Raw genomic sequence first — 26,483 nt, 5'->3', positions numbered from 1 at the left:
GGACCATGATCATCGGGGTGGGCACCGACGTCGTGGAGATCGCGCGGATGGAGCGCTCCCTCGAACGCACCCCGTCGCTGCGCGACCGGCTGTTCACCCCGGCCGAGGCGGCGCTGCCGCTGGAGTCGCTGGCCGCCCGGTTCGCGGCCAAGGAGGCGATCGCCAAGGCCTTGGGCGCGCCGGGCGACCTGGAGTGGCACGACGCCGAGGTCGTCAGCGACGTGAGTGGCTGGCCGTCGTTCGAGCTGCGCGGCACCGTCGCCGCCCGGGCCGAGCAGATGGGGGTCGAGCGGGTGCACCTGTCGATGTCGCACGATGCCGGAGTGGCGGTCGCGTTCGTCGTGCTGGAGTCCTGAGGTGCCGCTGGCCGCCGAGCGCTTCCAGGCCTACAGCGTCCAGCACTACGTGCTGCTCCTGGTCTTCCTCGCCGGTGCCGTCGGCATCGTGCTGCTGGGCCGGCGCCAGCGCGGGACGGAGGCGGCGCGACGGTTCAGCCGGGTGCTGGCGGTCGCGATCCCGTGCGTCACCGTGCCGAGCCAGATCTTCCAGCTCACCCCCGGCGCCTTCGACCTCGGCACCTCGCTCCCGCTGGCGCTGTGCGACCTCGCCTGGATGGCGGCGGTGTGGGGACTGTGGACCCACCAGCGGCTGCCGGTGTCGCTGACCTACTTCTGGGGGCTGACGCTCACCGTCCAGGGCATCCTCACGCCCTCGCTCGGTCAGCTGATCCCGGACCCGCGCTACTTCGCCTTCTGGTCGCTGCACTTCCTGGTCGTCTGGTCGGCGCTCTACCTGACCCTCGGCCTCGGCCTCGGCCCGACCTGGCACACCTACCGACTGACGGTGCTGGTCACCGCGGCGTGGGCGGTCGTGGTCTACGCCTTCGACGCCGTCGTGGACGTCAACTACGGCTACCTGGTGCGCAAGCCGGGGTCGGACTCGTTGCTGAGCCTGTTCGGCCCGTGGCCGCTCTACGTCTTCGTGTCGCTCGGCGTCCTCGTCGCCGGGTGGGCCGTCCTCACCTGGCCCTGGCAGCGCCACCGCTAGCGTTGCGTGCATGCGCAGCGCACACACGGTGGAGCAGGTACGCGCAGCCGAGGCGACCCTGATGTCCCGGCTTCCCGAGGGAGCCCTCATGCAACGGGCCGCAGCCGGGCTGGCGGTGGCGATCTCCGACCTGCTCGGAAGGGTGTACGCCGCCAAGGTGCTGCTGCTGGTCGGCGCGGGCGACAACGGCGGTGACGCTCTCTGGGCCGGGGCGATGCTGGCCCGACGAGGTGCCGCCGTCGAGGCGGTGCTGCTGTCCTCGAAGGTCCACGAGGCAGGCCTGGCCGCACTGAGGTCGTCCGGTGGACGTGCCGTGCTCGCCGCCGAGGCCCACCGTCCCGACGTGGTGGTCGACGGGATCGTCGGCATCGGCGGACGCCCCGGACTGCGCGACGAGGCTGCGGAGGCGCTGGCGCTGTTCGAGGGGGTGCCCGTGGTCGCGGTCGACGTCCCCTCGGGTGTCGACGTCGACACCGGGCGACTGCCGGACCGGCACGTGCGGGCCGACCTGACGGTGACCTTCGGGACCCTCAAGATCGCCCATCTCGTCGACCCGGCAGCCCAGTCCTGCGGCGTCGTCCACCTGGTCGACCTCGCTCTCGACCTGCCTGAGCCGCCGGTCGAGGCGTTGCAGCCGGTCGACGTGGCCCGGCTGGTGCCGACGCCGGGGCCGTTCGGCCACAAGTACACCCGCGGGGTCGTCGGCGTGCGCGCCGGGTCGGAGACGTATCCCGGTGCGGCGGTGCTGTGCACGTCAGGGGCAGGGTCCGGGCTGGCCGGGATGGTGCGTTACTCGGGGTCGGCGGCCGACGCCGTACGCGCGCGGCACCCGGAGGTCGTCGCCTCCGAGGGACGCGTGCAGGCCTGGGTGGTCGGCTCCGGTGGGGACACCGACGCCGAAGCCGCGCTGGCCGACGCACTCTCCGACGGCGTGCCCACGGTGGTCGACGCAGATGCCCTGATCTACGTCGAGCAGGGGCCGCCTGGCCTGGTGCTCACCCCGCACGCCGGAGAGCTGGCCCGGATGCTCGACGTCGAGCGTGAGGCCGTGGAGGCCGACCAGCTCGGCTTCGCGCGCCGCGCCGCCAGCGAGTACGACGCGGTAGTGCTCCTCAAGGGGAGGCACACCCTGGTCGCCCGGCCGGACGGACGGGTGCGTGTCACGACGAGCGGCGTGCCGTGGCTGGCCGTGGCCGGGGCCGGCGACGTGCTCGCCGGCGTCATCGGATCCCTGCTGGCAGCCGGGCTCGACCCGTGGGACGCAGCGTCGGTCGGGTCGTGGCTGCACGGCGCCGCCGCCACCCAGGCGAGCGGCGGTGGGCCGCTCACCGCGACCCGCGTGGCCGACGCCATCCCCGAGGTGGTGCAGGGGCTGGCGTCCTGAATGGGAGGATGCTCCCCATGGTCGGTGCGCCCCCCAGCACTCACGCCGAGGTCGTCGTCGACCTCGGCGCGCTGCGTCACAACGTGCGCCGGCTGCGCGAGCTGGTCTGGAAGGGCTCCCCGACAGGTCAGGTGATGGTCGTGGTGAAGGCCGACGGCTACGGCCACGGGATGGTGCCGGTGGCGCGAGCAGCCCGATCCGCCGGGGCCGAGTGGCTGGGCGTCGCGACCTGCGCCGAGGCGCTGGCACTCCGTGCCGCGGGCGACGCCGGTCGGGTGCTGTGCTGGCTGGCCGCGCCCGGCACCGACTTCGCGCCGCTGGTGGAGGCCGGCGTCGACGTCACGGCCTCCTCGCTCGACCAGCTCGAGGAGATCGTCCGGGGCGCCCGCGAGGCAGGGGAGGTGGGCCGCGTGCAGCTCAAGGTGGACACCGGGCTGTCCCGCAACGGTGCCCCGCGCAGCGAGTGGCTGGCCCTGGTGACCGCCGCCCGCTCGGCCCAGGACGACGGCGCCGTCCGGGTCACCGGTGTGTGGTCGCACTTCGCCTGCTCCGACGAGCCCGAGCACCCCGCCAACGCAGCCCAGCAGGAGGCCTTCGAGGAGGCACTCGCCCTCGCCGAGGACGCCGGTCTCGAGCCCGAGGTGCGCCACCTCTCCAACTCGGCCGGCGCGCTGCTCCACCCGCGGGCGCGGTACGACCTGGTGCGGGTCGGCATCGCCGCCTACGGCTTCAGCCCGGCCCCCGACGTGGTCACCACCGAGCAGCTCGGCCTGGTTCCGGCGATGACGGTCCGCGGGACCGTCGTACTCACCAAGGAGCTCGCGGCCGGCGCCGGCGTCTCCTACGGCCACACGTTCGTGGCCGAGGAGCCGATTCGGGTGGCGCTGGTGCCGATGGGGTACGGCGACGGCATCCCGCGCCACGCCTCCAACACGGCCGAGGTGCTCGTCAACGGCGTGCGTGGCCGCGTGGTCGGCCGCATCTGCATGGACCAGTTCGTGGTCGCCGCTCCCGAGACGCACGCCGGCGACGAGGTGGTGCTTTTCGGACCGGGGTCGCACGGTGAGCCCACCGCCACCGACTGGGCCCGCTGGTGCGGGACCATCGACTACGAGATCGTCACCCGGATGGGCGGTCGCCAGACCCGCGTCTGGGTCGGGGAAGAAGGGGACGAGTGAGCACGAGGCGCTCCCTGGCCTACGCCGCCGGAGGTCTGGGCGCGGCCGCGCTGGCCGCCGTCGCGACCGGCGTCGTGGTCGAGCGGCGGGTCGTCAAGGCCCGGCGGTCCGGCGCGGCGCAGGCCGACCGGCTCGGCGTACTCCACTCCGACGCGGTCGACGTCACCTGTGACGACGGGGTGGTGCTGCACGCGGAGGTCGACGAGGTGGCGCCGTACGCCGACTCGAAGGCCGCTCGTCGCCGCAAGCCCCGCCAGGACGTGACCCTCGTCTTCGCCCACGGCTACGCCCTCAACCTCGACTGCTGGCACTTCCAGCGCGAGGCGTTCCGCGGCAAGCACCGGATGGCGTTCTACGACCAGCGCTCGCACGGCCGCTCCCAGCGGGGCGACCGCGAGCACGCCACCATCGACCAGCTCGGCGACGACCTCGCCCGCGTGATCGAGACGGTGGCGCCGAAGGGCAAGGTCGTGCTGATCGGCCACTCGATGGGTGGCATGTCGGTCATCGCCTTCGCCGAGCGGCACCCCGAGCTGTTCCGGAAGCGGGTCTCGGGCGTCGCGCTCGTGTCCACCACCGCCGGGGGGCTGCAGCCGCACCGCACGGTGAGCCGGTGGATCCCCGACAACGTCGGCGCGCTCGTCGCCCCGCGTGTGATCGCAGCGCTGGCCAAGGCACCCGAGCTGGTGGACTCGGCCCGCCGGCCCGGGTCGAACATCGGCTTCCTGGTGGCCGACATGTTCGCGTTCGGCCGCAAGGACGTGCCGGCGGCAGAGGTCGAGTTCCTCGACGAGATGCTCGCCGGCACCAAGTTCGACGTGCTCGCGGAGTTCTTCCCGAACTTCACCCAGCTCGACAAGTTCGAGCACCTCGCGACCCTGTCCTCGGTGCCGACGACGATCATCTGCGGCACCAAGGACAAGCTCACCTCGATCGGGCACAGCCGCAAGATGGCCGAGCGGCTGCCGAACGCCACGCTGGTCGAGTGCCAGGGCGCCGGTCACATGGTCATCTTCGAGTCGCGCGAGCAGGTCAACGAGGCACTCGAGGAGCTCGTGGGGTCGGCCACGACATGACCGAGATCCTGACCGTCGACTCCTCACGCGCGGCCGACGTGCTGGCCGTGATCCACGAGGCGTTCGCCAACCGACCGCCGCTCGACCCACCCGCGACCGCCCTCGACGAGACGCTGGAGTCGATCAGCGAGGCCCTCGACGCGCACGGGGGACTGCTGGTCGAGCACGAGGGTCGTCCCGTGGGTGCACTGCTGCTCGAGCCACGTGGGCGGCTGCTCGGGCTGCGGCGGGTCGGCGTACTCGACTCGGTGCGGGGGCTGGGCGTCGCAGCGCAGATGGCGACCCGGGCCGAGACCATCGCGACCGCCCGCAAGTTCGGCGGCCTGGAGATCGAGGCCCGCGTGGAGCTGCCGAGGACGGTCGAGTTCTGGCGACGGCTCGGGTACGTCGAGTCCGGCCGCAACGGGAACCGGCTGAACATGCTCAAGATGCTGCCGATCACCCGCGTCCTGCGCACCGCCGAGGACACCCGTGCCTTCGGCGAGTGGCTGGCCACCCTGCTGCGTCACGGCGACCTGGTGATCCTCACCGGCGATCTCGGTGCCGGCAAGACGACCCTGACGCAGGGCATCGGCCAGGGCCTCGGCGTACGCGGCAACGTCACCTCGCCGACCTTCGTGATCTCGCGGGTGCACCCTTCGCTCGACGACGGTCCACCGCTGATCCACGTCGACGCCTATCGCCTCGGCGGTGCCGCCGAGCTCGACGACCTCGACCTCGACACCGACGTGATCGATGCCGTCACGGTGGTCGAGTGGGGCGAGGGACTGGCCGAGGCGCTCGCGATCGACCGGCTCGAGCTCTCCCTGACGCGCAGCGACGACGACGTACGCACCCTCGAGCTGCGCCCCGTGGGCCCCCGGTGGCGCGAGCTGCTCATCTGAGAGGCTCGGACCCGTGCTGCTCGCCTTCGACACCGCCACCCCGCACGTGACCGTCGCGCTCCACGACGGGTCCGCGGTGGTGGCGACCTTCGAGTCGGAGGAGTCGATGCGGCACGGCGAGATGCTCGCGCCCGGGATCGAGCACGTGCTCGCTGCCGCGGGTGTCCCGGTGGGCGCGGTCACCGGTATCGCGGTCGGCGTCGGGCCAGGCCCGTTCACCGGACTGCGGGTGGGACTCGTCACGGCTCGGACGCTGGCCCTGGCCCGGTCGCTGCCCGTCTACGGCGTCTGCTCGCTCGACATCCTGGCCGCCGAGGCGATCGACGGTGGACTCTCGGAGTTCGTGGTGGCCACGGATGCTCGTCGCAAGGAGGTCTACCTCGCGTCCTACGCCGAGGGGCGGCGGGTGGCCGGACCCGACGTGATCAAGCCGGAGGATGCGGCGACCGGAGTGCCCGTGGTCGGCCGCGGAGCGACCCTCTACCCGGGGCACTTCCCCCACGCAGCGAGTCCCGAGCACCCGTCGGCCGCGGTGCTCTGCGACGTCGTCGCCCGCCAGCGCTTCGAGATCCTCGACTCCGAGCCGCTCTACCTGCGCCGCCCCGACGCGGCCGAGCCGGGCAAGCCCAAGCGGGTCAGCTGACACCTCGTCGAGTGCCCGGTCAGCGGCGTGCGAGCGGGCCGACGTACATCAGCACGAGGTTGAGTACGACGACCACGGCGAACAGCACGGCCAGCCAGAGGGGGAGTACGACGAACCCGGCCACCACCCCGGCTCCGAGGACGACCAGCTTGGTGACCAGCCGCAGCCAGAAGTTCGAGACCGGGGCGCGTGGCGCGGCGAACAGCCCCCAGGCGACCGCGGCGACCACCGGAAGACCGATGCCGCGCACCCAGCCGGCCACGCCCCCGGACTGGAAGCCGGCCCAGGCCAGCAAGCCGAGCACGACCAGCTCCACCAGGAAGGCCACGACGTCGTTGGCGTTGACCTGGTCGAGAGGTTGGTCCAGCGGATGCTCGGGAGCCACCCCACGAGTGTCTCAGGCGCGCTTGGGAGGCAGCGGGAAGAACATCGAGGTGCGGGCGGCGTACTCGGGGTAGCCCGGCCGCTTCATCATGCTGCGCTCGAGCAGGCGGGCTCCGGAGGCGAAGACCAGGAAGTACGTCATCACCGCGGGCGCCACGATCGTCAGCGCCGGCAGCCATCCGCCGGCCAGCCCACCGGCCAGCCAGATCCCCCACCACACGCTGGCGTCGCCGAAGTAGTTCGGGTGCCGGGTCCACGCCCACAGCCCGCGGTCCATGACCTGGGGCCGGTCGGGGTCCTTCTTGTACGCCGACAGCTGGGCGTCCCCGACGGCCTCGAAGACCATCCCCACCGCCCACAGCGCCGCGCCGACCCACACCAGCCACGGCCAGCGGGTGCCCTCGATCGCGGCCACCTGCACGGGGAGCGAGACCGCCCACATCGCGAGGCCTTGTACGACGAACACGCGGCGCACTGCGGTGCCGAACCCCGACCCCTCGAGCATCGCGGCATAGCGCGGGTCCTCGTGAGGATTCCCCAGCTGCCGCTTGCCGATGTGCCAGGAGAGCCGCAGCCCCCAGACGGCGACCATGACCAGCAGCAACCAGCGCACCGGCTCGTCGCCGAGGACGGCGCTGACCAGGGCGACGAGCACGAAGCCGAGACCCCACACGACGTCGACGACCGCGACCCGCCCGACCCGACGCGAGACGAGCGCCGTGACCGTCATCAGCACCGCCACGGCGGCCAAGGAGCAGACGAGCAGCAGCGGCAGCGTCACCATGTCCTCACGAGGGGAAGCGTATGCGCACCCCCCGGCCGCACCATCAGGATCTGGTCCACGCCCATCCGGCCGTCGCGGAACGCCATCGCCCCGCCGACGAGATAGAGCCGCCAGACGCGGACCACCTCCTCGCCCACGAGCTCGGTCAGGCGCTCGAGGTTGGCCTCGAACCTCTCCAGCCAGCCCGCGACGGTCAATACGTAGTGCTCGCGCAACGCGTGCACGTCACGGACCTCGAGACTGCCGCGCTCGAGGTAGGCCACGGTCTCGCCGATCGGCCGCATGTGCATGTCGGGCGCGATGAACGACTCGATGAACGGGCCGCCGCCGGGGTGGCCGTTGCGACCGCCGGCTCGGGACATCTGCTGGACCAGCACGCGTCCACCGGGACGTACGGCGTCGTGCAGGACCTGCGCGTAGGTGCCGTAGTTCTGCTCGCCGACGTGCTCACCCATCTCGATCGAGGCCACGGCGTCGAAGAACCCGTCACCGGACGAGACCTCCGGGATCTCCCGGTAGTCCTGCAGCCTGATCTGGACGAGGTGCTCGAGCCCACGCTCGCGGACTCGCTCGTCGATGAACTTCTTCTGCTCCGCGGCGATCGTCACGCCGGTGACGTCAGCGCCGTAGTGCTCCGCCGCGTGCAGCGAGAGGGACCCCCAGCCGCAGCCGACGTCGAGGAAGCGCATGCCGGGGCCGAGACCGATCTTCTGGCAGACGAGGTCGAGCTTGTCGCGCTGCGCGTCGGCCACGCCGTACTCCGGGTCGGACGACGGATCGGTGGACCGCCAGTAGCCCGAGGAGTAGGCCATCGACGGGTCGAGGATCAGCGAGTAGAACTCGTTCGACAGGTCGTAGTGGTGGCTGATCGCGCGCCGGTCGCGCAGCTTGCTGTGCAGCCGGCCGCGCACGCGCGCCTGTGAGGCGGGCGGGGCCGGGGCCTTGCCCAGCGCGCCGACGTCGACGGCTGCCCGCAGGGCACGCACGAAGGCACCGGGGGAGGGGCGTACGCCGGCCAGGCCGCGCTCGGCCGCCACCGACCACACGTGGGTCAGCGCCTCGTCGAGGTCGTGGTGCACCTCGATCTCACCGGTGACGTAGGCCTGGGCGGCTCCGAGCTCGCCCGGGTGCCAGAGCAGTCGTCGTACGGCGTCCTGCGACCGCAGCTCGACCAGCGGAGCGTCGACCGGGCCGGCCTCGGAACCGTCCCAGGCGCGCAGCCGCACCGGCAGGTCACCACCGACGAACGGCCGCAGCGTCGACTCCAGCCGGTGCGCGACGCCGACGGGTGTCACGTGCTCGGTCGTGGTGCGCTGCTGTGTCGTCGCCATCACGCCTCCCGCGCGAGGGTCAGCTGCTGCACGTCGAGGTAGCCCGAGGCGAATCCGGCCCGCGAGTAGTCGAGGTAGAAGTGCCACATCCGCTCGAAGATCTCGTCGAACCCGAGCTCGCGCACCTGGTCGCGGGCTGCCTGGAAGGCGGTGTCCCAGCGGCGCAGCGTCTCGGCGTAGTGCTGCCCGAACGAGAGGCGGTCGACGACCCGCAGCGAGGTGTCGGCACGGGTCACCTGCTCGATCGCCTGCACGGACGGCAGGAACCCACCCGGGAAGATGTACTTGTTGATCCACGTCCAGGTGCGGCGGGTGGCGAGCATCCGGTCGTGCGGCATGGTGATGGCCTGGATCCCGACCCGTCCGCGGGGTGCGAGCAGGCGGTCGATGGTGCGGAAGTACGTCGACCAGTACTCGTGCCCGACGGCCTCGATCATCTCCACCGACACGACGGCGTCGTAGGTTCCCTCGACGGCCCGATAGTCGCTGAGCTCGACCGTCACCCGGTCGGAGAGGCCGGCGGCCGCGATGCGCTGCTCGGCCAGGTCGAGCTGCTCGCGGGAGAGCGTCACCGAGTGCACGGTCGCACCGCGACGGGCGGCATGGATCGCCAGCTCGCCCCAACCGGTGCCGATCTCGAGGACGCGGGTGCCCTCACCGACGCCGGTCTGGTCGAGCAGCCGCTCGATCTTGCGGACCTGCGCCTCGGCCAGCGACTCGTGGTCGCGACCCTCCGGCGGCGCGGCCACGAGGTGGTCGCCGCGGTCGACGACCGAGGTGTCGTAGAGCGCGGAGGAGTAGCTCAGCGTGTCGTCGAGGAACAGCCGGAACAGGTCGTTGGACAGGTCGTAGTGGTGCGCGATGTTGTCCTGGGTGTTGCGCTCGTTGTTCTCGTGGGCACGTGGGGGGCGGCGTACGTAGGCGGCGCGGAGCTTCTGCAACGGCGCCGGGATCAGGGTGGGCAGCTCGGCCGCGAGCACGGTCAGGAAGCCGCCGAGGTCCGCCGCCTCCCAGGCACCGGTCTGGTAGGACTCACCGAAGCCGATCAGTCCGTCGCGACCGATGCGGGCGTAGAACTCGTCGGGGCGGTGCAGCACCATGCTGGGACCGCCAAGGCCGTGCACGGTGCTGCCGTCGTGGACCGAGACCGGGAGTCGGCGTACGGCCGCGCGGAACAGCTGGCGCGCGATCCGGGCGGAAACTTGCGCCTTGAATCCGGTGGGGACGCTGTGCAGGCCGGGCCACGAGGTGACCGGGCGTGAGGGAGTCGTCGTCATCTCAGACGCCTTCCTGTCGGGGGTGTGCGGGTCGGGTACGGATGCGCAGCCGGCGTGCCCACAGCCAGCTGCCGTGCACCCGGATGAGCAGGGCTCCGCGCAGGGCCTCGGGTGCGCTGCGCAGGGGTGAGGTCTTTGTGGTCTCGCCGTCGAGCGAGGCGCTGAACACCGCGCCGTCGTCGCTGTGCAGCGTCACCGCCACGTGCAGCTTGGTGCCGGGCCGCGGGACGGCGATCTCGTAGTGGCCGTCGGTGCCGTGGAAGGGCGAGACGTACATCTGCTTCTCGGTGCGTGCTCGCCCCTGCCCGTCGGGGTGGACGAGGTAGGCGTGCCGGTCGCCGTAGGTGTTGTGCACCTCGACGACGACGCCGGCCAGCTCGCCGCTGCGGCGGTGGCACCAGAAGACGCTGATCGGGTTGAAGCAGTAGCCGAACGCCCGGGCGTTGGCCGCCATCACGATCCGGCCACCGTCGGTCTCGACACCGTTGACGGCCAGGAAGTGCTCGACGTTCTGCTTCAGCGTCCGGTCGGGGTCGCCGAGGTGGTCGCGCGACTCGAACCGGGCGAGGACGCCGTGGTCGGGCAGGTGGTCGAGGTCGACCAGCCAGGTGCGGGACTGGTGGGTGAAGCTGCGCTTGAACGGCGTACGACGGGTGTGTCGGATCGTGGTGGCGTAGGTCGTGGGCTCGACCGGGAGCGGCGACGGGCCCTCCCACCCGGCGCCGAGCTTCGCCGCGGCCTGTACGCCGGACCGGGCACCGTCCTCGTGGAAGCCCCAGCCGTGCCAGGCGCCGGCGAGCACGATGCGGTCGGTGTCGCACTCGGGCAGGCGCCGCTGCGCCGCCACCGATGTGGGCGTGTAGATCGGGTGCTCGTACTCCATCGTGTCGATGACCTGGGACTGGTCGACCAGGTCCTGGCCGCCCAGGGTGACGATGAACCGCTTGCCGTCGGCGCGCTCGGGCAGCCGCATCAGCCGGTGCATGTCGTAGCTGACCGTGACGGTGCGGTCCGTCGTCGAGGGGCGGCGCAGGTAGTTCCACGACGCCCGCGCCCGCGGCAGTCGGGGCAGCACGCTGCTGTCGGTGTGCAGCTGAGCGGTGTTGGGCGAGAACTCGATGGCGCCGAGCACCTCGCGCTGCGCCTGCGTCGGCTCGGCCAGCATGGCCAGCGTCTGGCCGGGATGGGTGGCGAGCACGACGGCGTCGAAGGTGTCGACGCTGCCGTTGCCGTCGGTGATCTCGACGCCGTCAGGAGTCTCGAGGACGGAGGTGACCTTGGTGCCGGTGCGTACGTCGGGCAGGCGGGCCGCCACGCGGGCGACGTACTCCCCCGAGCCGCCGGTGACCGTGCGCCAGGTCGGCGAGCCGAAGACGCCGAGCATGCCGTGGTGCTCGAGGAAGGTGAACAGGTAGCGCGCCGGGTAGTCCAGGGCCACCGCCGGGTCGCACGACCACACGCAGGCGACCAGCGACTCCATGAAGTGGGTGCGGAACCTCGCGGTGAACCGGCCGCGCTCGAGGAACGCACCCAACGTCTCGTCGCCCTGCTCGGTGGTTGAGGAGCGAGCGCCAGCGAGCGTCTCGAAACCACTGGCTCCCGTCCTCAGCAGTCGCTTCGCCATCCGGTGGAAGCGCGGGATCTCCACCAGCATCCGCACGTACGACGGGCGCACGGCGTTGCGCCACGAGGGGAACAGCCCGGACAGGCCGAGGGCACCGGCGTACTCCAGACCGCCCCATCGATCCAGTGGCGTGTCGTCTCGCACCGACATCGACATCTCGGAGTCCTGCGTCTGCACACCGAGCTCGTCGAAGAGCCGGAGCAGGTGGGGGTAGGTGCGTTCGTTGTGCACGATGAACCCGGTGTCGACGGCCCAGGAACCGCCTGGGCCGTCGACGAGATGGGTGTCCGCGTGACCGCCGAGGCGGGTGTCGGCCTCGAACAGGGTCACGTGGGACTGCTTGCCGAGCACGTGCGCAGCCGTCAGCCCGGCGACGCCGCTGCCGACGACCGCTACGCGTGCCGGTGGCGTGCGCGTCACGTGGTGCCCTTGTCGAGGTCGAACAGCGCGATGGGGGCCGTGGTCGGAGCCTGGGAACCTCCGTCGGGCTCGACGGTGATCCCGACAGCCGTCGCGCCGGACGCGTTGCCGCGCAGCAGCACCTTGGCGTCGGGCGACTTGGGCATCAACCCGGCCGGCACCATCGTGCCCTTGGAGTCCTGGAACCACAGCTCGTAGACCTTGCCGGAGGGCGGCGCGGCCATGCCATCGGTCAGGATCACGGCCTTGCCCTTGCTCTTCGACCGGTACACCGACGCGCTGGAGCCGTCCTTGAAGTCGAGCGACACCTTCTGGGCGTCCGCTGCGGCGAGGACCTGGTCGGCGGCCGAGACCGAGGACGTGTTCTGGTCGTCCCAGGGGTGCCAGGCCACGCCCACCGCGACCGAGGCCGCCACCGCGGCTGCGGCGACGAGCGAGGCGACCCGGAACCGGCGCCGGCGCATCGGCACCACGTTGCTGGGTGCCGACTCCTCGGTGCGTGGGTGGGCGATCTCGGGCGGGAGCGGGCGGATGGTGGAGATCCCGGCCAGCACCGAGGTGCGCAGGGAGTCGGGGGGTGTCATGGCCGCGTCGTCGGCCATCAGCGCCGTTGCCTCGCGAAGGCTGGCGACCTCGGCCTGGCAGTCCAGGCACCGCGGCAGGTGCCGCTCGAAAGCCTCGCGCTCCTCCTGGTCGAGGGCGTCGACGACGTAGGCGCCGGACAGAGCGTGCAGGGACTCCTTCACTGTCCTACCCCCATCGTGTCTCGTAGTCGGATCAGGCCGTCCCTGATCCGCGTCTTGGCAGTGCCCACCGGCAGGTCCAACATCGAGGCGACCTCCGTGTGCGTGTAGCCCTTGAAGTAGGCGAGCTCGAGTGCTTCTCGCTGGACCTCGGTCAGTGAGCTCATCGCCTGCCGGACCCGTCGTGCCTCCATCGAGGCCTGGGCGGCCTCGGCGGTGGAGTCGTGCTCGATCTTGTGGTTGCCCTGGTGGTACGTCGTGTCGCGGCGGGTGCTCGCCTCGGCCGACCGGACCCGGTCGACCGCCTTGCGGTGCACCAGCGTGAGGATCCACGAGACGGCGCTGCCCTTGGACTGGTCGAACCGGCTCGCGGTGCGCCAGATCTCCAGGAAGGCCTCCTGGGCGACCTCTTCCGCCTGGCTCGGGTCGCGCACCACCCGGACGGCCAGTCCGAACGCACGGGCCGCGGTGGCGTCGTACAGCCGGGCGAACGCCGCCTCGTCGCCCCGCCCGGAGAGCTTGAGCAGCTCGGCCAGGTCGGGCGCCTGATCGGCCCCCGGGCCGGCCGAGATCCCCGTCACCCGGTCAGGGGGATCGGAGGCATCGGAGCTCGTCCGGGTCATGTGCAACCTTCGCAGATCGGTGTTGCTTGGACATCAAGAAGTGGATCCTCGAGTGATTCGGAGTATCCCGGGAACCGGATGGGTGCGGAACGAAGAAAGTTTTCGACCCCTTCATCAGTCAGGATGTGACCGTGGCCAGCTACACCGTGAACCCGGACGCCGTCGCGCATGCCGAGCGGCTGATCCGCAACCGCCAGTACGTCCTCGACAGCGACTGGGGCGACGTGCAACCGGGCGCCGATGCCCAGAACGCCTACCTGGAGAACCACTCCTGGGAGGAGTACGCCGCCTGGCACCTCGGCCTGACCGAGGGGGCGAACGACGAGACCAAGGCCCGCTACGCCTTCGTCCTCGGCGACTTCCGCCGGGTGCACCGGACGGCCCTGATCGCCTGCGTCTACCGGGCCTCCGAGTGGCGGCACAAGGACGTCGAGCTGGCGGCCCACGACCTGCTGCAGCTGCTCGACACGACCAGCGGATGACCGTGATCCGTGCCGCCGGTCCCGACGACGTCGACGCTGTGGCCCGGCTCGAGGACGAGTGCCTCGGCGCCGACGCCTGGAGCGAGGGCCTGGTCCGCGAGGGCGTGCTCGGCCGGCTGCCGACGGTCACCTACCTGGTGGCCGAGGCCGACGGCCAGGTCGTCGGGCACGCCGTGACCTCGAGCGCGGGCGACATCGCCGAGCTCCAGCGGATCGCCGTGGCGCCTGACCACCGACGTCGAGGAGTCGCCGCCTCCTTGCTCGCGCGCGTCGTCGACGCCGCCCGCCGTACGCCCGCCGACCGGCTCCTGCTCGAGGTGCGCGAGGACAACAGCGGGGCCCTGTCCTTCTACGCCGGCCAGGGCTTCGTCGAGATCGACCGCCGTCCGCGCTACTACACCGACGGCACCACCGCAGTGGTGCTGCGGCTCCCCCTCGGCCGCGGCTGCGGTGGCTCCTAGGCCTGCGCCAGCGCCTCGAGCTTCCGCACGGCCAGCTCGGCGTAGACCGCCGCCGCGTCGGGGAGCACGGCCGGGTCGAAGTCGGCGCGCGGACTGTGGTTGGTGGCCGCGGTCTCGTGGTCGAGACCCGGAAGCACCGCCCCGATGGCGATGAACGCGCCGGGCACTGCGTCGATCACCCGGCTGAAGTCCTCGGACCCGGCGATCGGCACGTCCATCTCCTCGTAGCGCTCCTCGCCGAGCACGTCCCGGATCACCGACGCGCTGAAGTCGACCTCGGCGGCGGTGTTCACGGTGAGCGGGTACTCGTCGTTGTACTCGATCTCGACCTCGACCCCGTGTGCCCGGGCGACGCCCCGCAGCGTGTCCTGGATGCCCTCGCGCAGCCGCACCGCACTTGCTTCGGAGAAGCGGCGCACGGTCGCCTCGAACCGCGCGGTGTCCGGGATGATGTTGCGCCGGGTGCCGCCCTCGATGATCCCGACCGTGATGACCACCGGGTCGAAGATGTCGAAGCGCCGGGTCACCATCGTCTGCAGCGAGGTGATCATCTCCGCCGTGGCCGCGATCGGGTCCTTGGCCCGGTGCGGTGAGGAGCCGTGCCCGCCCTGTCCGCGTACGACGACCGACAGGTGGTGCGAGGCCGACATCATCGTGCCCGGGCGGCTGAGGAACTGCGCGTGCGGATACATCGAGGAGAACACGTGCATCCCGTACGCCGCGTCGACTCGGCGACCGGCCGCGTCGAGGACGCCCTCCTTGATCATCACGCCGGCACCGTCCCAGCCCTCCTCTCCGGGCTGGAACATCAGCACCACGTCACCCCGGAGGTGGTCGCGGTGCTGCGCCAGGAGCCGCGCGCCACCGATCAGCCCGGCGGTGTGCAGGTCGTGGCCGCACGCGTGCATGGCGCCGTTGCCCGACGCGAAGTCGAGCCCGGTCTCCTCCACGACGGGCAACGCATCCATGTCCGCACGCAGCAGCACTGTCTTCGGATCCGCCTCGTCGCGGGCACCGCCCCGCAGCACCGCCGTCACCGACGTGGTGCCGGTGCCGGTGGAGACCTCGAGCCCGAGCCCGTCGAGCTCGCGCAGCACCTTCTCCTGCGTCCGGGGGAGGTCGAGGCCGATCTCCGGATCCTGATGGAGCTCCTTGCGCAGCTCGGCGAGGTCGCCGGCCATGCTGCGGGCGTCGTCGTGCAGGTCCACGGGTCTCCTTCTTCTACGGCAGGCTTCTACGGCAGGCTTCTACGGCAGGTAGTAGGTCGGGTTCGGGAGCTTGATCTGCCGGTCGGCGTACCCACCGATCAGGTCGCTGAACTGGTCACCGAGGTTGGCCACGATGCGGTGACCCTGGGCGGCGACGTGCTTGCGGGTGAGCGACTTGTACTCGATGGTCGTGCAGACGCCGTCGGCGCACGGGGTGCCCGCCAGCCATGGACGGTCGCTCGGCACGGTCCCGCTGACCCACTTGGTGTAGTAGTTCGGCGAGGTGAACCCGGTGTAGCCGACCTTGGCCAGGTTGCCGAGGGTGGCGTCCTTCTGGGCGTCGTTGCGTCCGGTGAGGCCGACGAGGTCGCAACCGGCGGCGTCGACGGCCTTGCTCAGCGCCACCATCCCGGGCGTGGCCGGGAACCGCTGCGGCTGGACCCACTGGTCGTTCTGGACGGTCGGGTTGAAGTTGAACTTCATCGCACCGTCCTCCATGTCGTAGGTCCACAGCGTGGTGTCGTCGGCGTCGAGCACGACAACGGGGTGCTGGCCCTTCCGTGCCGACGTGCGGCAGGCACTGACGAGGCTCGGCGTGATGTGCTTCGTGGTCCGCTCCAGCTCGCGGATGTAGGGCGAGTCGCTCTTGTCGGCGATGCCGTTGGTGGCCTTGTAGTAGGTGCGGATCGTCGTCTTCACGATGTCGATGTTGGGGATGCCCTCGCCGCCCTCGGTGGCGCCGCTCGAACCGTCCGGCTTCATGGTGAACCGGCTGCGCGGCGAGAAGGCCCGGTCGGCCGGGGTGCCGTCGAGGTCGGCACTGGGCAGGAAGTACGTCGGGTTGGGCAGCTTGAGCACCTTGTCTGCGTACCCACCCTGGAGGTCGGACCACTGGTCGCCGACGTTGAGCACGATGTCGTAGCCGAGGCCCTTCTCGATGTGCCTGCGGGTGCCGGCCTTGTACTCGACGGTGGTGCAGGTCGCGGCGGCGCAGGTGACGTACGACGGCTTCGGGTTGGTGCCCGACCACTTCGTGTAGAAGTTGTCGGCGTTGAACGGGGTGTAGCCCACCTTGTCCAGGTTGCCGAGGGTCGCTGCCTCCTGGGTGTCACTGCGGCCGGTGATGCCGAAGATCGCGAAGCCCTTCTGCTTGGCCCGGTTCACGAATCCGACCATCGACGGCGTGGCCGGGAAGCGCTGGTCCTGGACCCACGTGTTCTGGAGGGCCGGGTCGAAGTTGAAGTGCATCGCCGCGTCCTCCATGTCGTAGGTCCACAGCGTCGTGTCGTCGGGGTCGAAGACGATCGCCGGCTTGCGGTGGTGGCGGACGGCCTGCTTCTTGGCGCGGTCGAGGTAGCGCCACTGCGACCGGGCGATCTGCTTCATCTCGGAGATGTAGGGCGAGCTGTCGGGGTCGGCGATGCCGTCGCTGCCGGCGCCGTAGTAGGTGCGGATCGTCGACTTCACCGAGTCGATGTTGGGGATGCCCGCGCCGTCCCGGGTGTTGCCGCTCGACCCGTCGGGCCGCATCACGAAGTGGGTGCGCGGCTCGAGTCGCTGCTGGTGGTCCTGGTGGTGCCGCTGGCCGGCGTACGCCGGGGCGGTCAAGGTGACCGCCAGGGCCGCGGTGGCGGCGATGCCGGGGACGAGAGCAGCGGTGAGCGTGGTGCGGGGGCGGCGCAGGGACATGAGGAGGGACTCCCGAGAGGTAGGTCGGTGACGACCTCGGCACGCTACCTCTGGGCCGGGGCGGGGGGAACCCCGGAGCACCTGTGCACAATGGCGCCGTGACCTCATCGTTGCCGTCGTCGGCCGGACCTCTCGTCCTCGGCATCGAGACCTCCTGCGACGAGACCGGGGTCGGCATCGTCAGCGGGCAGACGCTGCTGGCCGACGCCGTGGCGTCCTCGGTGGAGGAGCACGCGCGGTTCGGCGGCGTCGTACCCGAGGTCGCCTCGCGCGCCCACCTCGAGGCGATGGTGCCGACCATCGAGCGTGCCTGTGAGACGGCCGGCATCGTGCTCGGCGACGTCGACGCGATCGCCGTGACCGCAGGCCCGGGGCTGGCCGGTGCGTTGCTGGTCGGCGTCGCCGCGGCCAAGTCGCTGGCGCTGGGGCTGGAGAAGCCGCTGTACGGCGTCAACCACCTCGCCGCCCACGTCGCCGTCGACCAGCTCGAGCACGGACCGCTGCCTGACCCGTGCCTGGCGATGCTCGTCTCCGGCGGGCACTCGTCGTTGCTCCGGGTGGGCGACGTGACCTCGTCGGTGGAACCCCTGGGCTCGACCATCGACGACGCGGCGGGGGAGGCCTTCGACAAGGTCGCGCGACTGCTCGGCCTGCCGTTCCCGGGCGGCCCCTACATCGACAAAGCAGCGTCGTCCGGCTCGTCAGTCGCCATCGACTTCCCGCGCGGGCTGACCTCGCGGCGCGACCTCGAGCGGCACCGCTTCGACTTCAGCTTCTCCGGCCTCAAGACCGCGGTCGCCCGGTGGGTGCAGGCGCGGGAGGAGTCCGGGGAGCCGGTCCCCGTCTCGGACGTGGCTGCTTCGTTCCAGGAGGCCGTCTGCGACGTGCTCACCCGCAAGGCGGTCGACGCCGCGACCGCCGAGGGCATCGAGGACATCCTCATCGGCGGCGGGGTGGCCGCCAACTCCCGGCTCCGCGTGCTCGCCGAGGAACGCGCCGCGGCGCGCGGCATCCGCGTCCGCGTCCCCCGCCCCGGCCTGTGCACCGACAACGGCGCCATGGTCGCCGCCCTCGGCGCCGAGATGGTCGCCCGCGGCCGCACCCCGTCCCACCTCGACCTCCCCGCCGACTCCTCGATGCCGGTGGACGTGGTGCTCGTCTAGGTTGTGTGCGAGTCCGTACGACGAGAGGGAGTCGCATGCAGCAGGTCAAGGGCGTCGTGGCGCGCAGCAAGGGTGCTCCGGTCACGATCGAGCCGATCAACGTGCCGGATCCCGGACCGGGTGAGGCACTGGTCAAGGTGCAGACCTGCGGGGTCTGCCACACCGACCTGCACTACCGCGAGGGCGGGATCAACGACGACTTCCCGTTCCTGCTCGGCCACGAGGCGGCCGGCGTCGTCGAGGCGGTCGGTCCCGACGTCACCGACGTGGCGCCCGGTGACTTCGTCGTACTCAACTGGCGAGCGGTGTGCGGCGACTGCCGGGCCTGCAACCGCGGTGAGCCGTGGTACTGCTTCAACACCCACAACGCCACCCAGAAGATGACGCTGGCGGACGGCACCGAGCTCTCGCCCGCGCTCGGCATCGGTTCCTTCGCCGAGAAGACGCTCGTCGCGGCCGGCCAGTGCACCAAGGTCGACCCGAGCGCCCGCGCTGCCGCGGTCGGGCTGCTCGGCTGCGGCGTGATGGCCGGGATCGGCGCGGCCATCAACACCGGCAACGTGGGCCGCGGCATGTCCGTGGCCGTGATCGGTTGCGGCGGGGTGGGCTGCGCCGCCGTCGCCGGCTCCGCCCTGGCCGGCGCCGCGAAGATCATCGCCGTCGACATCGACGACCGGAAGCTCGAGACGGCCCGCAGCCTGGGGGCCACCGACACCGTGAACAGCAAGGAGTCCGACCCGGTCGAGGCCATCCAGGCCCTCACTGGCGGCTTCGGCGCCGACGTCGTCATCGATGCGGTCGGCCGTCCCGAGACCTGGAAGCAGGCCTTCTACGCCCGCGACCTGGCCGGCACCGTCGTGCTCGTCGGCGTGCCCACACCCGACATGAAGGTCCCGGACATCCCGCTCATCGACGTCTTCGGCCGCGGGGGAGCGCTCAAGTCCAGCTGGTACGGCGACTGCCTGCCGAGCCGCGACTTCCCGATGCTGGTCGACCTCTACCAGCAGGGGCGGCTCGACCTCGACGCCTTCGTCACCGAGGAGATCGGGCTCGGCGACATCGAGGCTGCCTTCGAGAAGATGCACCGCGGCGACGTGCTCCGATCGGTCGTGGTCATCTCCTGACGGAGAGGTCTAGTGTGACGCGGGTCACGTTCTCGGAAGACCAGGAGACCCCTGATGGTGCGTCGGCTCGGACTCGTCGTGTCACTGCTCGCGCTGGCGGCCGGGGCTCTCGGGCTTCCGGCGGCCCACGCCGCCACTCCGTCGTACGTCGCACTCGGTGACTCGTACTCGAGCGGGGTCGGGACCCGCACCTATCTCAACGACGGGTCCACCTGCCAGCGCTCGGTCTACGCGTACCCGAGCCTGATCGCGGCCGCGCGTGCGTACTCGCTGAACTTCCGGGCCTGCTCGGGCGCGAAGGTGGCCGACGTCCGCAACACCCAGCTGAGTGCCCTTAGCGCCAGCACGTCGTACGTGACCATCTCGGTCGGCGGGAACGACGCGGGCTTCGCCGACGTCCTCACCGAGTGCGCCCTGCCCGGCTGGGCCAGCAACTGCAACGGTGCGGTCGACGGCGCCCAGCGCTACATCGCGAACACGCTGCCGGGGTCGCTCGCGTCGTTGTACTCCTCGATCCGCGGCAAGGCCCCGTCGGCCAAGGTCGTCGTGGTCGGCTACCCGAGGATCTTCAACGGCGAGGACTGCAATGCCCTGACCTGGTTCTCGCCGAGCGAGGAGACGCGGCTCAACCAGACCGCCGACCAGCTCAACGCCCGGCTGAGCGCGGCCGCCTCGGCTGCCGGCTTCGGGTTCGCCAACCCGACCTCGGCCTTCATCGGCCACGCTGTGTGCGGGTCGCCGGAGTGGCTCAACGGACTGTCCAACCCGATCAGTGAGTCCTACCACCCGAACCGCACCGGCCACGCGAGTGGCTACACCCCGCTGGTCAGCCCCAAGCTGACCGGAGCGACGGTCGTCGCCTCCGCGGCCACGATGCGCACAGCGGTCGCCTCCGCGAGCGAGCTCGCTGCGCGCCAGCGGACGTACGCCGCTCGCGACGCCTCGATCGAGCCCGAGACGATCGGCGTCCCCGACCTGCACAGCCCGCGGGTGCTGCGGCTCGCCGACAAGGCAGGCGTGGACGTCGACGACCGGAGCAGCGTGGACGCGGCCGACCGTCTCTACTCACGCCAGCAGGCGAAGGCATGGACGGCCCGTCACTGACGGCCGCCCACGCGCCCGTAGTCTCGGGCCCATGAGTGGAGTACGCGTCGACCATGCCGTCAGCAGCGGCACCTTCTCGCTCGACGGCGAGACCTTCGACGTCGACAACAACATCTGGGTGGTCGGTGACGACGAGGAGTGCATCGTCATCGACGCGCCGCACGACGTCGAGGACATCCTCGCCGTGGTGGCCGGGCGCACGGTGAAGGCGATCATCGCCACGCACGCGCACGACGACCACGTGCGGGTCGCACCGGAGCTACGCGAGCGGGTGAGCGCGCCGATCCTGATGCACCCCGCGGACAAGCCGGTCTGGGAGCTCACCCACACCGACCACCTCTGGGACGTCGACCTCGAGGACGGTCAGACCGTCAAGGTCGGTGGCGCAGCCCTCAAGGTGATCCACACGCCCGGACATGCACCGGGCGCGGTCTGCCTCTACGTGCACGACCTCGGCTGCGTGTTCACCGGGGACACCCTGTTCGAAGGTGGCCCCGGTGCCACCGGTCGCTCGTTCAGCGACGAGGACCAGATCAAGGAGTCGATCCGGACCCGGCTCTTCGAGCTGCCCGACGAGACGGTCGTGCACACCGGCCACGGAGCCGACACCACGATCGGTGCGGAGCGGGCCAACCTCGGGTGAGGGCACAGCTCGCGCGCACGGTCTTCGCACTGCTGCTCGGGATCAGCCTGGCCATGTTCCTCACGCCCGGCGACGACGTCCCGCAGGGCGGTCCCGACGACAAGGTGGTGCACGCGCTGATCTTCGTGGCGCTCGCCGTCGCCGGTCGGTGGGCGCAGGTGCCCTGGGTGGCCCTCGGGTTCGGCCTGGCGGCGTACGCCGCTGTCACGGAGGTCCTCCAGGCCACCCTGCCGATCAACCGCGACGGCAACCTGCCCGACTTCGTGGCCGACGCGATCGGCATCGGGATCGGGCTGTCCCTCGGCTTCATCGCGTCGCGGCTCGGCGCCCGCGCACGACCTCCCAGATCCCGATCGCGGTAGCAGCGGTCACGAAGCACAGTGCCGTGATCACCGCGGCCTGCAGCGCATGGGCGTAGGCCTCCGGCCCGGACCCGACGACGGCCGAGAAGAAGACCGCACCGATGACGGCCTGCCCGATGGCGAGTCCCACGCGCTGGGCGGTCTGCAGCACGCCGCCGGCCGTGCTGCCCGCGACCGGGTCGACGTCGGCGAGCGTCAGCGCTTGGTTGGGCGTGATGACGGCGCCGCTGCCGAGACCCATCACGAACAGCGGGCCGGCCAGCACCAGCACGGCGTGCTGGTCGGGCGCCGAGTGAGCGGCCAGCGCCATCGCGATCGCGCCTGCGCCGAACGTGGAGGTGCCCACGACGATCAGCGGCCGACCCACGCGGGTCACGAACCGACCGGCCGTCTGGGCCGACACCGCGCTCCCGACGGCGAACGCCGTCACCCCGAGCGCGGAGTGCAGGGCACTGAACCCGAGCCCGCGCTGGAAGTAGAGCGCCAGCACCAGCGGGAGTCCTGCCATGGCCGGGAAGTAGGCGAGCGCGAGCACGACGCCGGCGGTGTACGACGGCCGCCGGAACAACCGCAGGTCGACCAGCGGGTCCTGGTCCTCCCGGGTCAGCCGGCGCTCGCGTCGCCAGAACAGGAGCAGGAGCATGGCCGTCGGGACCACCAGCAGCACGACCGACCGGCCGAGGAGCTCGGACTGGACGGCGCCGAACAGGACGCAGAACGTCGCCGTCCCGAGCATCAGCGAACCGATCACGTCCAGGCGGTGGCGACCGGTGGCCGGCGTCTGCGGCAGGAACCTCCGGCCCAGCAGGATGACCGCGATCCCGACCGGGATGTTGACGAAGAAGACCAGCCGCCAGCCGAGGTCGGGACCCCCGAGCGCGATCAGGGCTCCTCCCACGAGCGGCCCCAGCGCGGTGCCCATCCCCACGGTCGTGCCGAGTGCCCCGAACGCCCGTCCGCGCTCCTCGCCCTGGAACATCTGCTGGATCAGGCCCGACACCTGCGGGTTGATCAGTCCCCCGGAGATGCCCTGGAACACGCGCGCGACGATCAGGATCTCGGCGGTCGGCGCCAGTCCGGAGAGCGCGCTGGTGAGGGCGAACCCGGCGACGCCGATCTGGAACATCAACCGGCGCCCGTGGTCGTCACCCAGCCGGCCGGCCAGGACGGGGACCAGTCCGAACGCGAGGGTGTAGCCGCTGACGATCCACTGCAGCTGCGAGGTTCCGGCCCCGGTCGACCGGCTGATCGAGGGCAGCGCGACGTTGGTGACGCTGACGTCGAGCAGGGTCATGAACAGCGCGCTGCAGCAGACGAGCAGGGCGATCCAGCGGGTGCGATCCGACTCCGCGTCGACGACCGCCCGTGACTCCGGCGCCGGCGCACCGTGGTGCGGGAACTCGCTCATCGGACGGCCTTCACCATCAGAACGGCTCGACCAGGAAAGCCGTGCCCTTGCCGTCCACCCGCGTGAGCACCAGGGTCGACTCCTCGTCGCCGCGCAGGGCGAGCCGCTTCCTCAGCTCGTCGGGCACGACGGACACTCCACGCTTCTTGATGGTCAGTCGCCCGATCCGGCGCTCCCGCAGCGCAGCTCGCAGCGGCTTCTCACGGAACGGCACCTCCTCGAGCACCCTGTACCCGCGGGCAAACGGCGAGCGGAAGGACGCCCCGGACGTCACGTAGGCGATGTGCTCGTCGAGCAGGTGGCCATCGACGCCGGAGGCGACCGCCGTCACGAGTCCGGCCCGGATGACGGCGCCGTCGGGTTCGTAGAGGAACTCTCCGACCGGTCCGGTCGGGGCGCCCGGGTCGTCCTCGTCGGTGAGGGTGGCCAGTCCGCCGTCGCCGAGAACGGTCGCGCGGCGCCGGGTGGTGGCCAGCCGTCCGGACCAGAGCACGGCCTCCTTGACCTCCCGGTGGTCGCTGACCCACTCCGCCTCGACGCCCTCGGGCACCAGCGCGTGGGGGAGGCCCGGTGCCAGCTTCACGCAGGAGTCCCGCGCCAGCAGCGACTCGACGAACGACCAGGGTGGTGTCCAGTCGTCGACGTCGAAGGTGCGCCCCTTCCCGGTGCGGCGCGCGGGGTCGGCGTACGCCACGTCGAAGGGGGCGGTGTCGATGGCGGTGGCGTCGGCGACCGTCACCGCGCCGCCGAGACCGAGTGTCTCGAGGTTGGCGCGTGCGACCTCGACGCGCAGCGGATCGAGGTCGACGCCCACGCAGGTGGCGCCGGCCCGGGCGAACGCGACCAGGTCGCCACCGATGCCACAGCCGAGGTCGACGACTGTGGCCGCGCTGGCGGCCTGCACCCGCGCTGCTCGATGGGCGGCGACCGGGAGCCGGGTGGCCTGCTCGAGGCCCTCGGGGGTGAAGTACATCCGGCCGGCGAGGTCACCGAACTTCGCGACCGCTCGTCGTCGCAGCTCGGCCTGGGTCAGTGCGGCCGCGACGTGCTCGGGGCTGGCCGTACGACGCAACGCGGACTGTGCCGCCAGCTCGGACCCCCCGGCTGCCCCGGCCGCCCCGGCTGCCTCGAGGAGGCGCTGACCCGGCTCGGACAGCAGCCACCGGAACGCGTCGAGATCCACCGGCACATCCTCGCAGCCGACTGCACGCCACCCGATCTGGCACTCGGTTGGTCTGAGTGCTAGTTTCGTCATTGGCACTCTCCCCGTGAGTGTGCCAGCGCTCGTGATCCGTACGACCCCCGCGACGGCGTACACCCCACGGGTGCGCAAACTCTTAAACCAACCAGTGTGGAAAGTGGAGGCTGATCAGAAGTGTCGGTCAACATCAAGCCCCTCGAGGACCGGATCGTCGTCCAGCCGCTGGACGCCGAGCAGACCACGGCGTCAGGCCTGGTCATCCCGGACACCGCGAAGGAGAAGCCCCAGGAGGGCGAGGTCCTGGCCATCGGCCCGGGCCGCATCGACGACAACGGCAACCGGGTCCCGCTCGACGTCAACATCGGCGACAAGGTGATCTACAGCAAGTACGGCGGCACCGAGGTGAAGTACGCCGGCGAGGAGTACCTCATCCTCTCCGCCCGCGACGTACTGGCCATCGTTTCCTGATTGACCTCGGTAGTCCGGGACGAACCGCACCTCGATCCGCAGTGATCGCCTGCGAGTCGTCTCGGACTATCGCCATTTTCTGACGAAAGGAGCATCCCGAGGATGCCCAAGATCCTGGAGTTCGACGAGAACGCTCGCCGCTCGCTCGAGCGCGGCGTGGACAAGCTCGCCAACGCAGTCAAGGTGACGCTCGGCCCCCGCGGTCGCTACGTCGTGCTGGACAAGAAGTGGGGCGCGCCCACGATCACCAACGACGGTGTCACCGTCGCCCGCGAGATCGAGCTGGACGACCCCTTCGAGAACCTCGGTGCGCAGCTGACCAAGGAGGTCGCGACCAAGACCAACGACGTCGCCGGTGACGGTACGACGACCGCGACCGTCCTGGCGCAGGCGATGGTGCACGAGGGCATCAAGGCCGTGGCCGCGGGTGTGAACCCGATGGCGCTCAAGCGCGGCATGGACAAGGCGACCGAGGCCGTCAACAAGGCGCTCGACGAGGCCGCCCGCGACGTCGACGACCGCAACGACATGGCGGCCGTCGCGACGGTGTCCAGCCGTGACGCGGTCATCGGCGACCTGCTCGCGCAGGCCTTCGACAAGGTCGGCAAGGACGGTGTCATCACCGTCGAGGAGTCCAACACCATGGGCACCGACCTCGAGTTCACCGAGGGCATGCAGTTCGACAAGGGCTACCTGTCGCCGTACTTCGTGACGGACCAGGAGTCGATGGAGGCCGTCCTCGACGACCCGTTCATCCTGCTGCACCAGGGCAAGATCTCCGCGATCTCGGAGCTGCTCCCGCTGCTGGAGAAGGTCATCGCCGCCGGCAAGCCGCTGTTCATCCTCGCCGAGGACGTCGAGGGCGAGGCGCTCTCGACCCTGGTGGTCAACAAGATCCGCGGCACCTTCAACGCCGTCGCGGTGAAGGCTCCGGCCTTCGGTGACCGTCGCAAGGCGATGATGCAGGACATCGCCACCCTCACCGGTGGCCAGGTCATCGCGCCCGAGGTCGGCCTCAAGCTCGACCAGGTCGGTCTCGACGTGCTCGGCACCGCCCGCCGCATCGTGGTCACCAAGGACAACACCACGATCGTCGAGGGCGGCGGCAAGCCCGACGAGGTCAACGGCCGCGTCAACCAGATCAAGGCCGAGATCGAGTCGACCGACTCCGACTGGGACCGCGAGAAGCTCCAGGAGCGCCTCGCGAAGCTGGCCGGCGGCGTGTGCGTCGTCAAGGTCGGCGCCGCCACCGAGGTGGAGCTGAAGGAGAAGAAGCACCGCATCGAGGACGCCGTCTCCGCGACGCGCGCCGCGATCGAGGAGGGCATCGTCGCCGGTGGCGGCTCGGCCCTTGTGCACGCGGTCTCCGCTCTCGACGGTGACCTCGGGCTCACCGGTGACGAGGCGGTCGGCGTGCGCGTCGTCCGCAAGGCCGCCGACGAGCCGCTGCGCTGGATCGCCGAGAACGGTGGCATCCAGGGCTACGTCGTGGTCTCCAAGGTCCGCGAGCTCGGTGTCGGCAACGGCTACAACGCCGCGACCGACGAGTACGGCGACCTGGTCGCCCAGGGCGTGCTCGACCCGGTCAAGGTGACCAAGTCCGCGCTGGTCAACGCCACCTCGATCGCGGGCATGCTGCTCACGACCGAGACGCTCATCGTGGACAAGCCCGAGGACGAGGAGCCCGAGGCTGCCGGCCACGGGCACGGTCACGGGCACTGAGGTGACGCTGCCGGTTCAACAACCGGTGTCGTGAAACTGGCACGATGCGA

General features: G+C 71.0%; 27 protein-coding genes. 16 read left to right on the top strand and 11 right to left on the bottom strand.

Features of this window, described 5'->3' with window-relative positions; all coding sequences use genetic code 11:
- Positions 1 to 5 precede the first annotated feature (5 nt).
- From H976_RS0103680 to tsaB, 7 genes are read left to right on the top strand one after another with little or no spacing between them, the layout of a single operon-like run.
- Positions 6 to 356, top strand: coding sequence for a holo-ACP synthase (locus H976_RS0103680; RefSeq protein WP_027860438.1), 351 nt, complete (start codon positions 6 to 8; stop codon positions 354 to 356).
- A 1-nt stretch (position 357) separates the two neighbouring features.
- Positions 358 to 1,047, top strand: coding sequence for a TIGR02206 family membrane protein (locus H976_RS0103675; RefSeq protein ID WP_196803942.1), 690 nt, complete (start codon positions 358 to 360; stop codon positions 1,045 to 1,047).
- Between the two features lie 10 nt (positions 1,048 to 1,057).
- Positions 1,058 to 2,431 carry an NAD(P)H-hydrate dehydratase gene (locus H976_RS0103670; RefSeq protein ID WP_027860436.1) on the top strand — a complete coding sequence of 458 codons (1,374 nt, stop codon included), beginning with the start codon at positions 1,058 to 1,060 and terminating at the stop codon, positions 2,429 to 2,431.
- Between the two features lie 17 nt (positions 2,432 to 2,448).
- Positions 2,449 to 3,609 carry an alanine racemase gene (alr, locus tag H976_RS0103665; protein WP_027860435.1) on the top strand — a complete coding sequence of 387 codons (1,161 nt, stop codon included), beginning with the start codon at positions 2,449 to 2,451 and terminating at the stop codon, positions 3,607 to 3,609.
- Positions 3,606 to 4,685, top strand: a complete 1,080-nt coding sequence (locus tag H976_RS0103660) for an alpha/beta fold hydrolase (protein WP_027860434.1) — start codon at positions 3,606 to 3,608, stop codon at positions 4,683 to 4,685. Before alr ends, H976_RS0103660 begins: the two co-directional genes overlap by 4 nt.
- Complete coding sequence (tsaE, locus tag H976_RS29385) at positions 4,682 to 5,569, top strand: tRNA (adenosine(37)-N6)-threonylcarbamoyltransferase complex ATPase subunit type 1 TsaE (protein WP_081682636.1); 888 nt, start codon at positions 4,682 to 4,684, stop codon at positions 5,567 to 5,569. Before H976_RS0103660 ends, tsaE begins: the two co-directional genes overlap by 4 nt.
- A gap of 13 nt (positions 5,570 to 5,582) precedes the next feature.
- Complete coding sequence (gene tsaB, locus H976_RS0103650) at positions 5,583 to 6,212, top strand: tRNA (adenosine(37)-N6)-threonylcarbamoyltransferase complex dimerization subunit type 1 TsaB (RefSeq protein ID WP_027860432.1); 630 nt, start codon at positions 5,583 to 5,585, stop codon at positions 6,210 to 6,212.
- Between the two features lie 19 nt (positions 6,213 to 6,231).
- Here tsaB and H976_RS0103645 read toward each other — a convergent pair whose 3' ends face one another.
- From H976_RS0103645 to sigK, 7 genes are read right to left on the bottom strand one after another with little or no spacing between them, the layout of a single operon-like run.
- Entirely contained in the window at positions 6,232 to 6,597 is a 366-nt protein-coding gene (locus H976_RS0103645; protein WP_051276132.1) for a DUF2568 domain-containing protein, read from the bottom strand.
- Between the two features lie 12 nt (positions 6,598 to 6,609).
- Positions 6,610 to 7,380 carry a DUF1295 domain-containing protein gene (locus tag H976_RS0103640; protein WP_027860430.1) on the bottom strand — a complete coding sequence of 257 codons (771 nt, stop codon included), beginning with the start codon at positions 7,378 to 7,380 and terminating at the stop codon, positions 6,610 to 6,612.
- Positions 7,374 to 8,711, bottom strand: coding sequence for a cyclopropane-fatty-acyl-phospholipid synthase family protein (locus tag H976_RS0103635; RefSeq protein ID WP_081682635.1), 1,338 nt, complete (start codon positions 8,709 to 8,711; stop codon positions 7,374 to 7,376). The genes H976_RS0103640 and H976_RS0103635 overlap by 7 nt, the downstream gene beginning before the upstream one ends.
- Complete coding sequence (locus H976_RS0103630; RefSeq protein WP_027860428.1) at positions 8,711 to 9,988, bottom strand: cyclopropane-fatty-acyl-phospholipid synthase family protein; 1,278 nt, start codon at positions 9,986 to 9,988, stop codon at positions 8,711 to 8,713. The genes H976_RS0103635 and H976_RS0103630 overlap by 1 nt, the downstream gene beginning before the upstream one ends.
- Before the next feature lies 1 nt (position 9,989).
- The gene (locus tag H976_RS24370; protein ID WP_036224499.1) at positions 9,990 to 12,032 is read right to left on the bottom strand and encodes an FAD-dependent oxidoreductase; all 2,043 of its coding nucleotides are present in this window, start codon (positions 12,030 to 12,032) and stop codon (positions 9,990 to 9,992) included.
- Positions 12,029 to 12,778 carry an anti-sigma factor domain-containing protein gene (locus H976_RS0103620; protein WP_027860427.1) on the bottom strand — a complete coding sequence of 250 codons (750 nt, stop codon included), beginning with the start codon at positions 12,776 to 12,778 and terminating at the stop codon, positions 12,029 to 12,031. The genes H976_RS24370 and H976_RS0103620 overlap by 4 nt, the downstream gene beginning before the upstream one ends.
- Positions 12,775 to 13,398, bottom strand: coding sequence for an ECF RNA polymerase sigma factor SigK (gene sigK / locus H976_RS0103615; RefSeq protein ID WP_081682634.1), 624 nt, complete (start codon positions 13,396 to 13,398; stop codon positions 12,775 to 12,777). Before sigK ends, H976_RS0103620 begins: the two co-directional genes overlap by 4 nt.
- A 131-nt stretch (positions 13,399 to 13,529) precedes the next feature.
- Between sigK and H976_RS0103610 the strand changes: the two genes are divergently transcribed.
- Both H976_RS0103610 and rimI read left to right on the top strand, forming a co-directional pair.
- Positions 13,530 to 13,880 (top strand): hypothetical protein, encoded by a 351-nt coding sequence (locus tag H976_RS0103610; RefSeq protein ID WP_027860425.1) that lies wholly within the window; start codon positions 13,530 to 13,532, stop codon positions 13,878 to 13,880.
- Complete coding sequence (gene rimI, locus H976_RS0103605; protein WP_027860424.1) at positions 13,877 to 14,341, top strand: ribosomal protein S18-alanine N-acetyltransferase; 465 nt, start codon at positions 13,877 to 13,879, stop codon at positions 14,339 to 14,341. The genes H976_RS0103610 and rimI overlap by 4 nt, the downstream gene beginning before the upstream one ends.
- Here the strand turns inward: rimI and H976_RS0103600 are convergent.
- Together H976_RS0103600 and H976_RS24365 are read right to left on the bottom strand one after the other, a co-directional pair.
- Positions 14,338 to 15,549 (bottom strand): M20 family metallopeptidase, encoded by a 1,212-nt coding sequence (locus H976_RS0103600; RefSeq protein ID WP_027860423.1) that lies wholly within the window; start codon positions 15,547 to 15,549, stop codon positions 14,338 to 14,340. The two genes, rimI and H976_RS0103600, sit on opposite strands and share 4 nt — an antisense overlap.
- 39 nt (positions 15,550 to 15,588) lie before the next feature.
- Positions 15,589 to 17,238: an HAD family acid phosphatase gene (locus H976_RS24365; RefSeq protein WP_051276130.1), complete on the bottom strand. Its 1,650-nt coding sequence runs from the start codon at positions 17,236 to 17,238 to the stop codon at positions 15,589 to 15,591.
- Between the two features lie 98 nt (positions 17,239 to 17,336).
- Here H976_RS24365 and tsaD point away from each other — a divergent pair, with 98 nt between their 5' ends.
- Genes tsaD through H976_RS0103565 form a run of 5 tightly spaced genes read left to right on the top strand, consistent with a single transcriptional unit; the run spans position 17,337 to position 21,634 of the window.
- The gene (gene tsaD, locus H976_RS0103585) at positions 17,337 to 18,401 is read left to right on the top strand and encodes a tRNA (adenosine(37)-N6)-threonylcarbamoyltransferase complex transferase subunit TsaD (RefSeq protein WP_027860422.1); all 1,065 of its coding nucleotides are present in this window, start codon (positions 17,337 to 17,339) and stop codon (positions 18,399 to 18,401) included.
- Positions 18,402 to 18,436: 35 nt separating this feature from the next.
- Positions 18,437 to 19,525, top strand: a complete 1,089-nt coding sequence (locus H976_RS0103580) for an S-(hydroxymethyl)mycothiol dehydrogenase (protein ID WP_027860421.1) — start codon at positions 18,437 to 18,439, stop codon at positions 19,523 to 19,525.
- A gap of 54 nt (positions 19,526 to 19,579) precedes the next feature.
- Positions 19,580 to 20,629, top strand: a complete 1,050-nt coding sequence (locus tag H976_RS0103575) for an SGNH/GDSL hydrolase family protein (RefSeq protein ID WP_036224496.1) — start codon at positions 19,580 to 19,582, stop codon at positions 20,627 to 20,629.
- A gap of 31 nt (positions 20,630 to 20,660) precedes the next feature.
- Complete coding sequence (locus tag H976_RS0103570) at positions 20,661 to 21,272, top strand: MBL fold metallo-hydrolase (RefSeq protein ID WP_027860419.1); 612 nt, start codon at positions 20,661 to 20,663, stop codon at positions 21,270 to 21,272.
- Positions 21,269 to 21,634 (top strand): hypothetical protein, encoded by a 366-nt coding sequence (locus H976_RS0103565; protein WP_027860418.1) that lies wholly within the window; start codon positions 21,269 to 21,271, stop codon positions 21,632 to 21,634. Before H976_RS0103570 ends, H976_RS0103565 begins: the two co-directional genes overlap by 4 nt.
- Here H976_RS0103565 and H976_RS24360 read toward each other — a convergent pair.
- Together H976_RS24360 and H976_RS0103555 are read right to left on the bottom strand one after the other, a co-directional pair.
- Positions 21,579 to 23,042 carry an MFS transporter gene (locus H976_RS24360; protein ID WP_051276128.1) on the bottom strand — a complete coding sequence of 488 codons (1,464 nt, stop codon included), beginning with the start codon at positions 23,040 to 23,042 and terminating at the stop codon, positions 21,579 to 21,581. The two genes, H976_RS0103565 and H976_RS24360, sit on opposite strands and share 56 nt — an antisense overlap.
- A 16-nt stretch (positions 23,043 to 23,058) precedes the next feature.
- Complete coding sequence (locus tag H976_RS0103555) at positions 23,059 to 24,225, bottom strand: class I SAM-dependent methyltransferase (RefSeq protein WP_027860417.1); 1,167 nt, start codon at positions 24,223 to 24,225, stop codon at positions 23,059 to 23,061.
- Between the two features lie 192 nt (positions 24,226 to 24,417).
- Here H976_RS0103555 and groES point away from each other — a divergent pair, with 192 nt between their 5' ends.
- Positions 24,418 to 24,711, top strand: a complete 294-nt coding sequence (gene groES, locus H976_RS0103550) for a co-chaperone GroES (RefSeq protein WP_027860416.1) — start codon at positions 24,418 to 24,420, stop codon at positions 24,709 to 24,711.
- Positions 24,712 to 24,813: 102 nt separating this feature from the next.
- The gene (gene groL / locus H976_RS0103545; protein ID WP_027860415.1) at positions 24,814 to 26,433 is read left to right on the top strand and encodes a chaperonin GroEL; all 1,620 of its coding nucleotides are present in this window, start codon (positions 24,814 to 24,816) and stop codon (positions 26,431 to 26,433) included.
- The last annotated feature ends 50 nt before the right edge of the window (positions 26,434 to 26,483 follow it).

The organism is Marmoricola sp. URHB0036, assembly GCF_000426045.1.
Lineage (GTDB): Bacteria > Actinomycetota > Actinomycetes > Propionibacteriales > Nocardioidaceae > Marmoricola.
The sequence above is the reverse complement of the archived record's forward strand: the minus strand, read 5'-3'. Positions and strand labels throughout refer to the sequence as shown.

Coding starts and splice junctions, on each gene's coding strand:
- rimI (WP_027860424.1), top strand. CDS start 13,877: ATGACCGTGATCCGTGCCGCCGGTCCCGACGACGTCGACGCTGTGGCC.
- H976_RS0103575 (WP_036224496.1), top strand. CDS start 19,580: ATGGTGCGTCGGCTCGGACTCGTCGTGTCACTGCTCGCGCTGGCGGCC.
- H976_RS0103640 (WP_027860430.1), bottom strand. CDS start 7,380: ATGGTGACGCTGCCGCTGCTGCTCGTCTGCTCCTTGGCCGCCGTGGCG.
- tsaE (WP_081682636.1), top strand. CDS start 4,682: ATGACCGAGATCCTGACCGTCGACTCCTCACGCGCGGCCGACGTGCTG.
- H976_RS0103635 (WP_081682635.1), bottom strand. CDS start 8,711: ATGGCGACGACACAGCAGCGCACCACGACCGAGCACGTGACACCCGTC.
- H976_RS0103680 (WP_027860438.1), top strand. CDS start 6: ATGATCATCGGGGTGGGCACCGACGTCGTGGAGATCGCGCGGATGGAG.
- H976_RS0103580 (WP_027860421.1), top strand. CDS start 18,437: ATGCAGCAGGTCAAGGGCGTCGTGGCGCGCAGCAAGGGTGCTCCGGTC.
- groL (WP_027860415.1), top strand. CDS start 24,814: ATGCCCAAGATCCTGGAGTTCGACGAGAACGCTCGCCGCTCGCTCGAG.
- sigK (WP_081682634.1), bottom strand. CDS start 13,398: ATGACCCGGACGAGCTCCGATGCCTCCGATCCCCCTGACCGGGTGACG.
- H976_RS24360 (WP_051276128.1), bottom strand. CDS start 23,042: ATGAGCGAGTTCCCGCACCACGGTGCGCCGGCGCCGGAGTCACGGGCG.
- H976_RS24365 (WP_051276130.1), bottom strand. CDS start 17,238: ATGTCCCTGCGCCGCCCCCGCACCACGCTCACCGCTGCTCTCGTCCCC.
- H976_RS0103570 (WP_027860419.1), top strand. CDS start 20,661: ATGAGTGGAGTACGCGTCGACCATGCCGTCAGCAGCGGCACCTTCTCG.
- H976_RS0103670 (WP_027860436.1), top strand. CDS start 1,058: ATGCGCAGCGCACACACGGTGGAGCAGGTACGCGCAGCCGAGGCGACC.
- H976_RS0103630 (WP_027860428.1), bottom strand. CDS start 9,988: ATGACGACGACTCCCTCACGCCCGGTCACCTCGTGGCCCGGCCTGCAC.
- alr (WP_027860435.1), top strand. CDS start 2,449: ATGGTCGGTGCGCCCCCCAGCACTCACGCCGAGGTCGTCGTCGACCTC.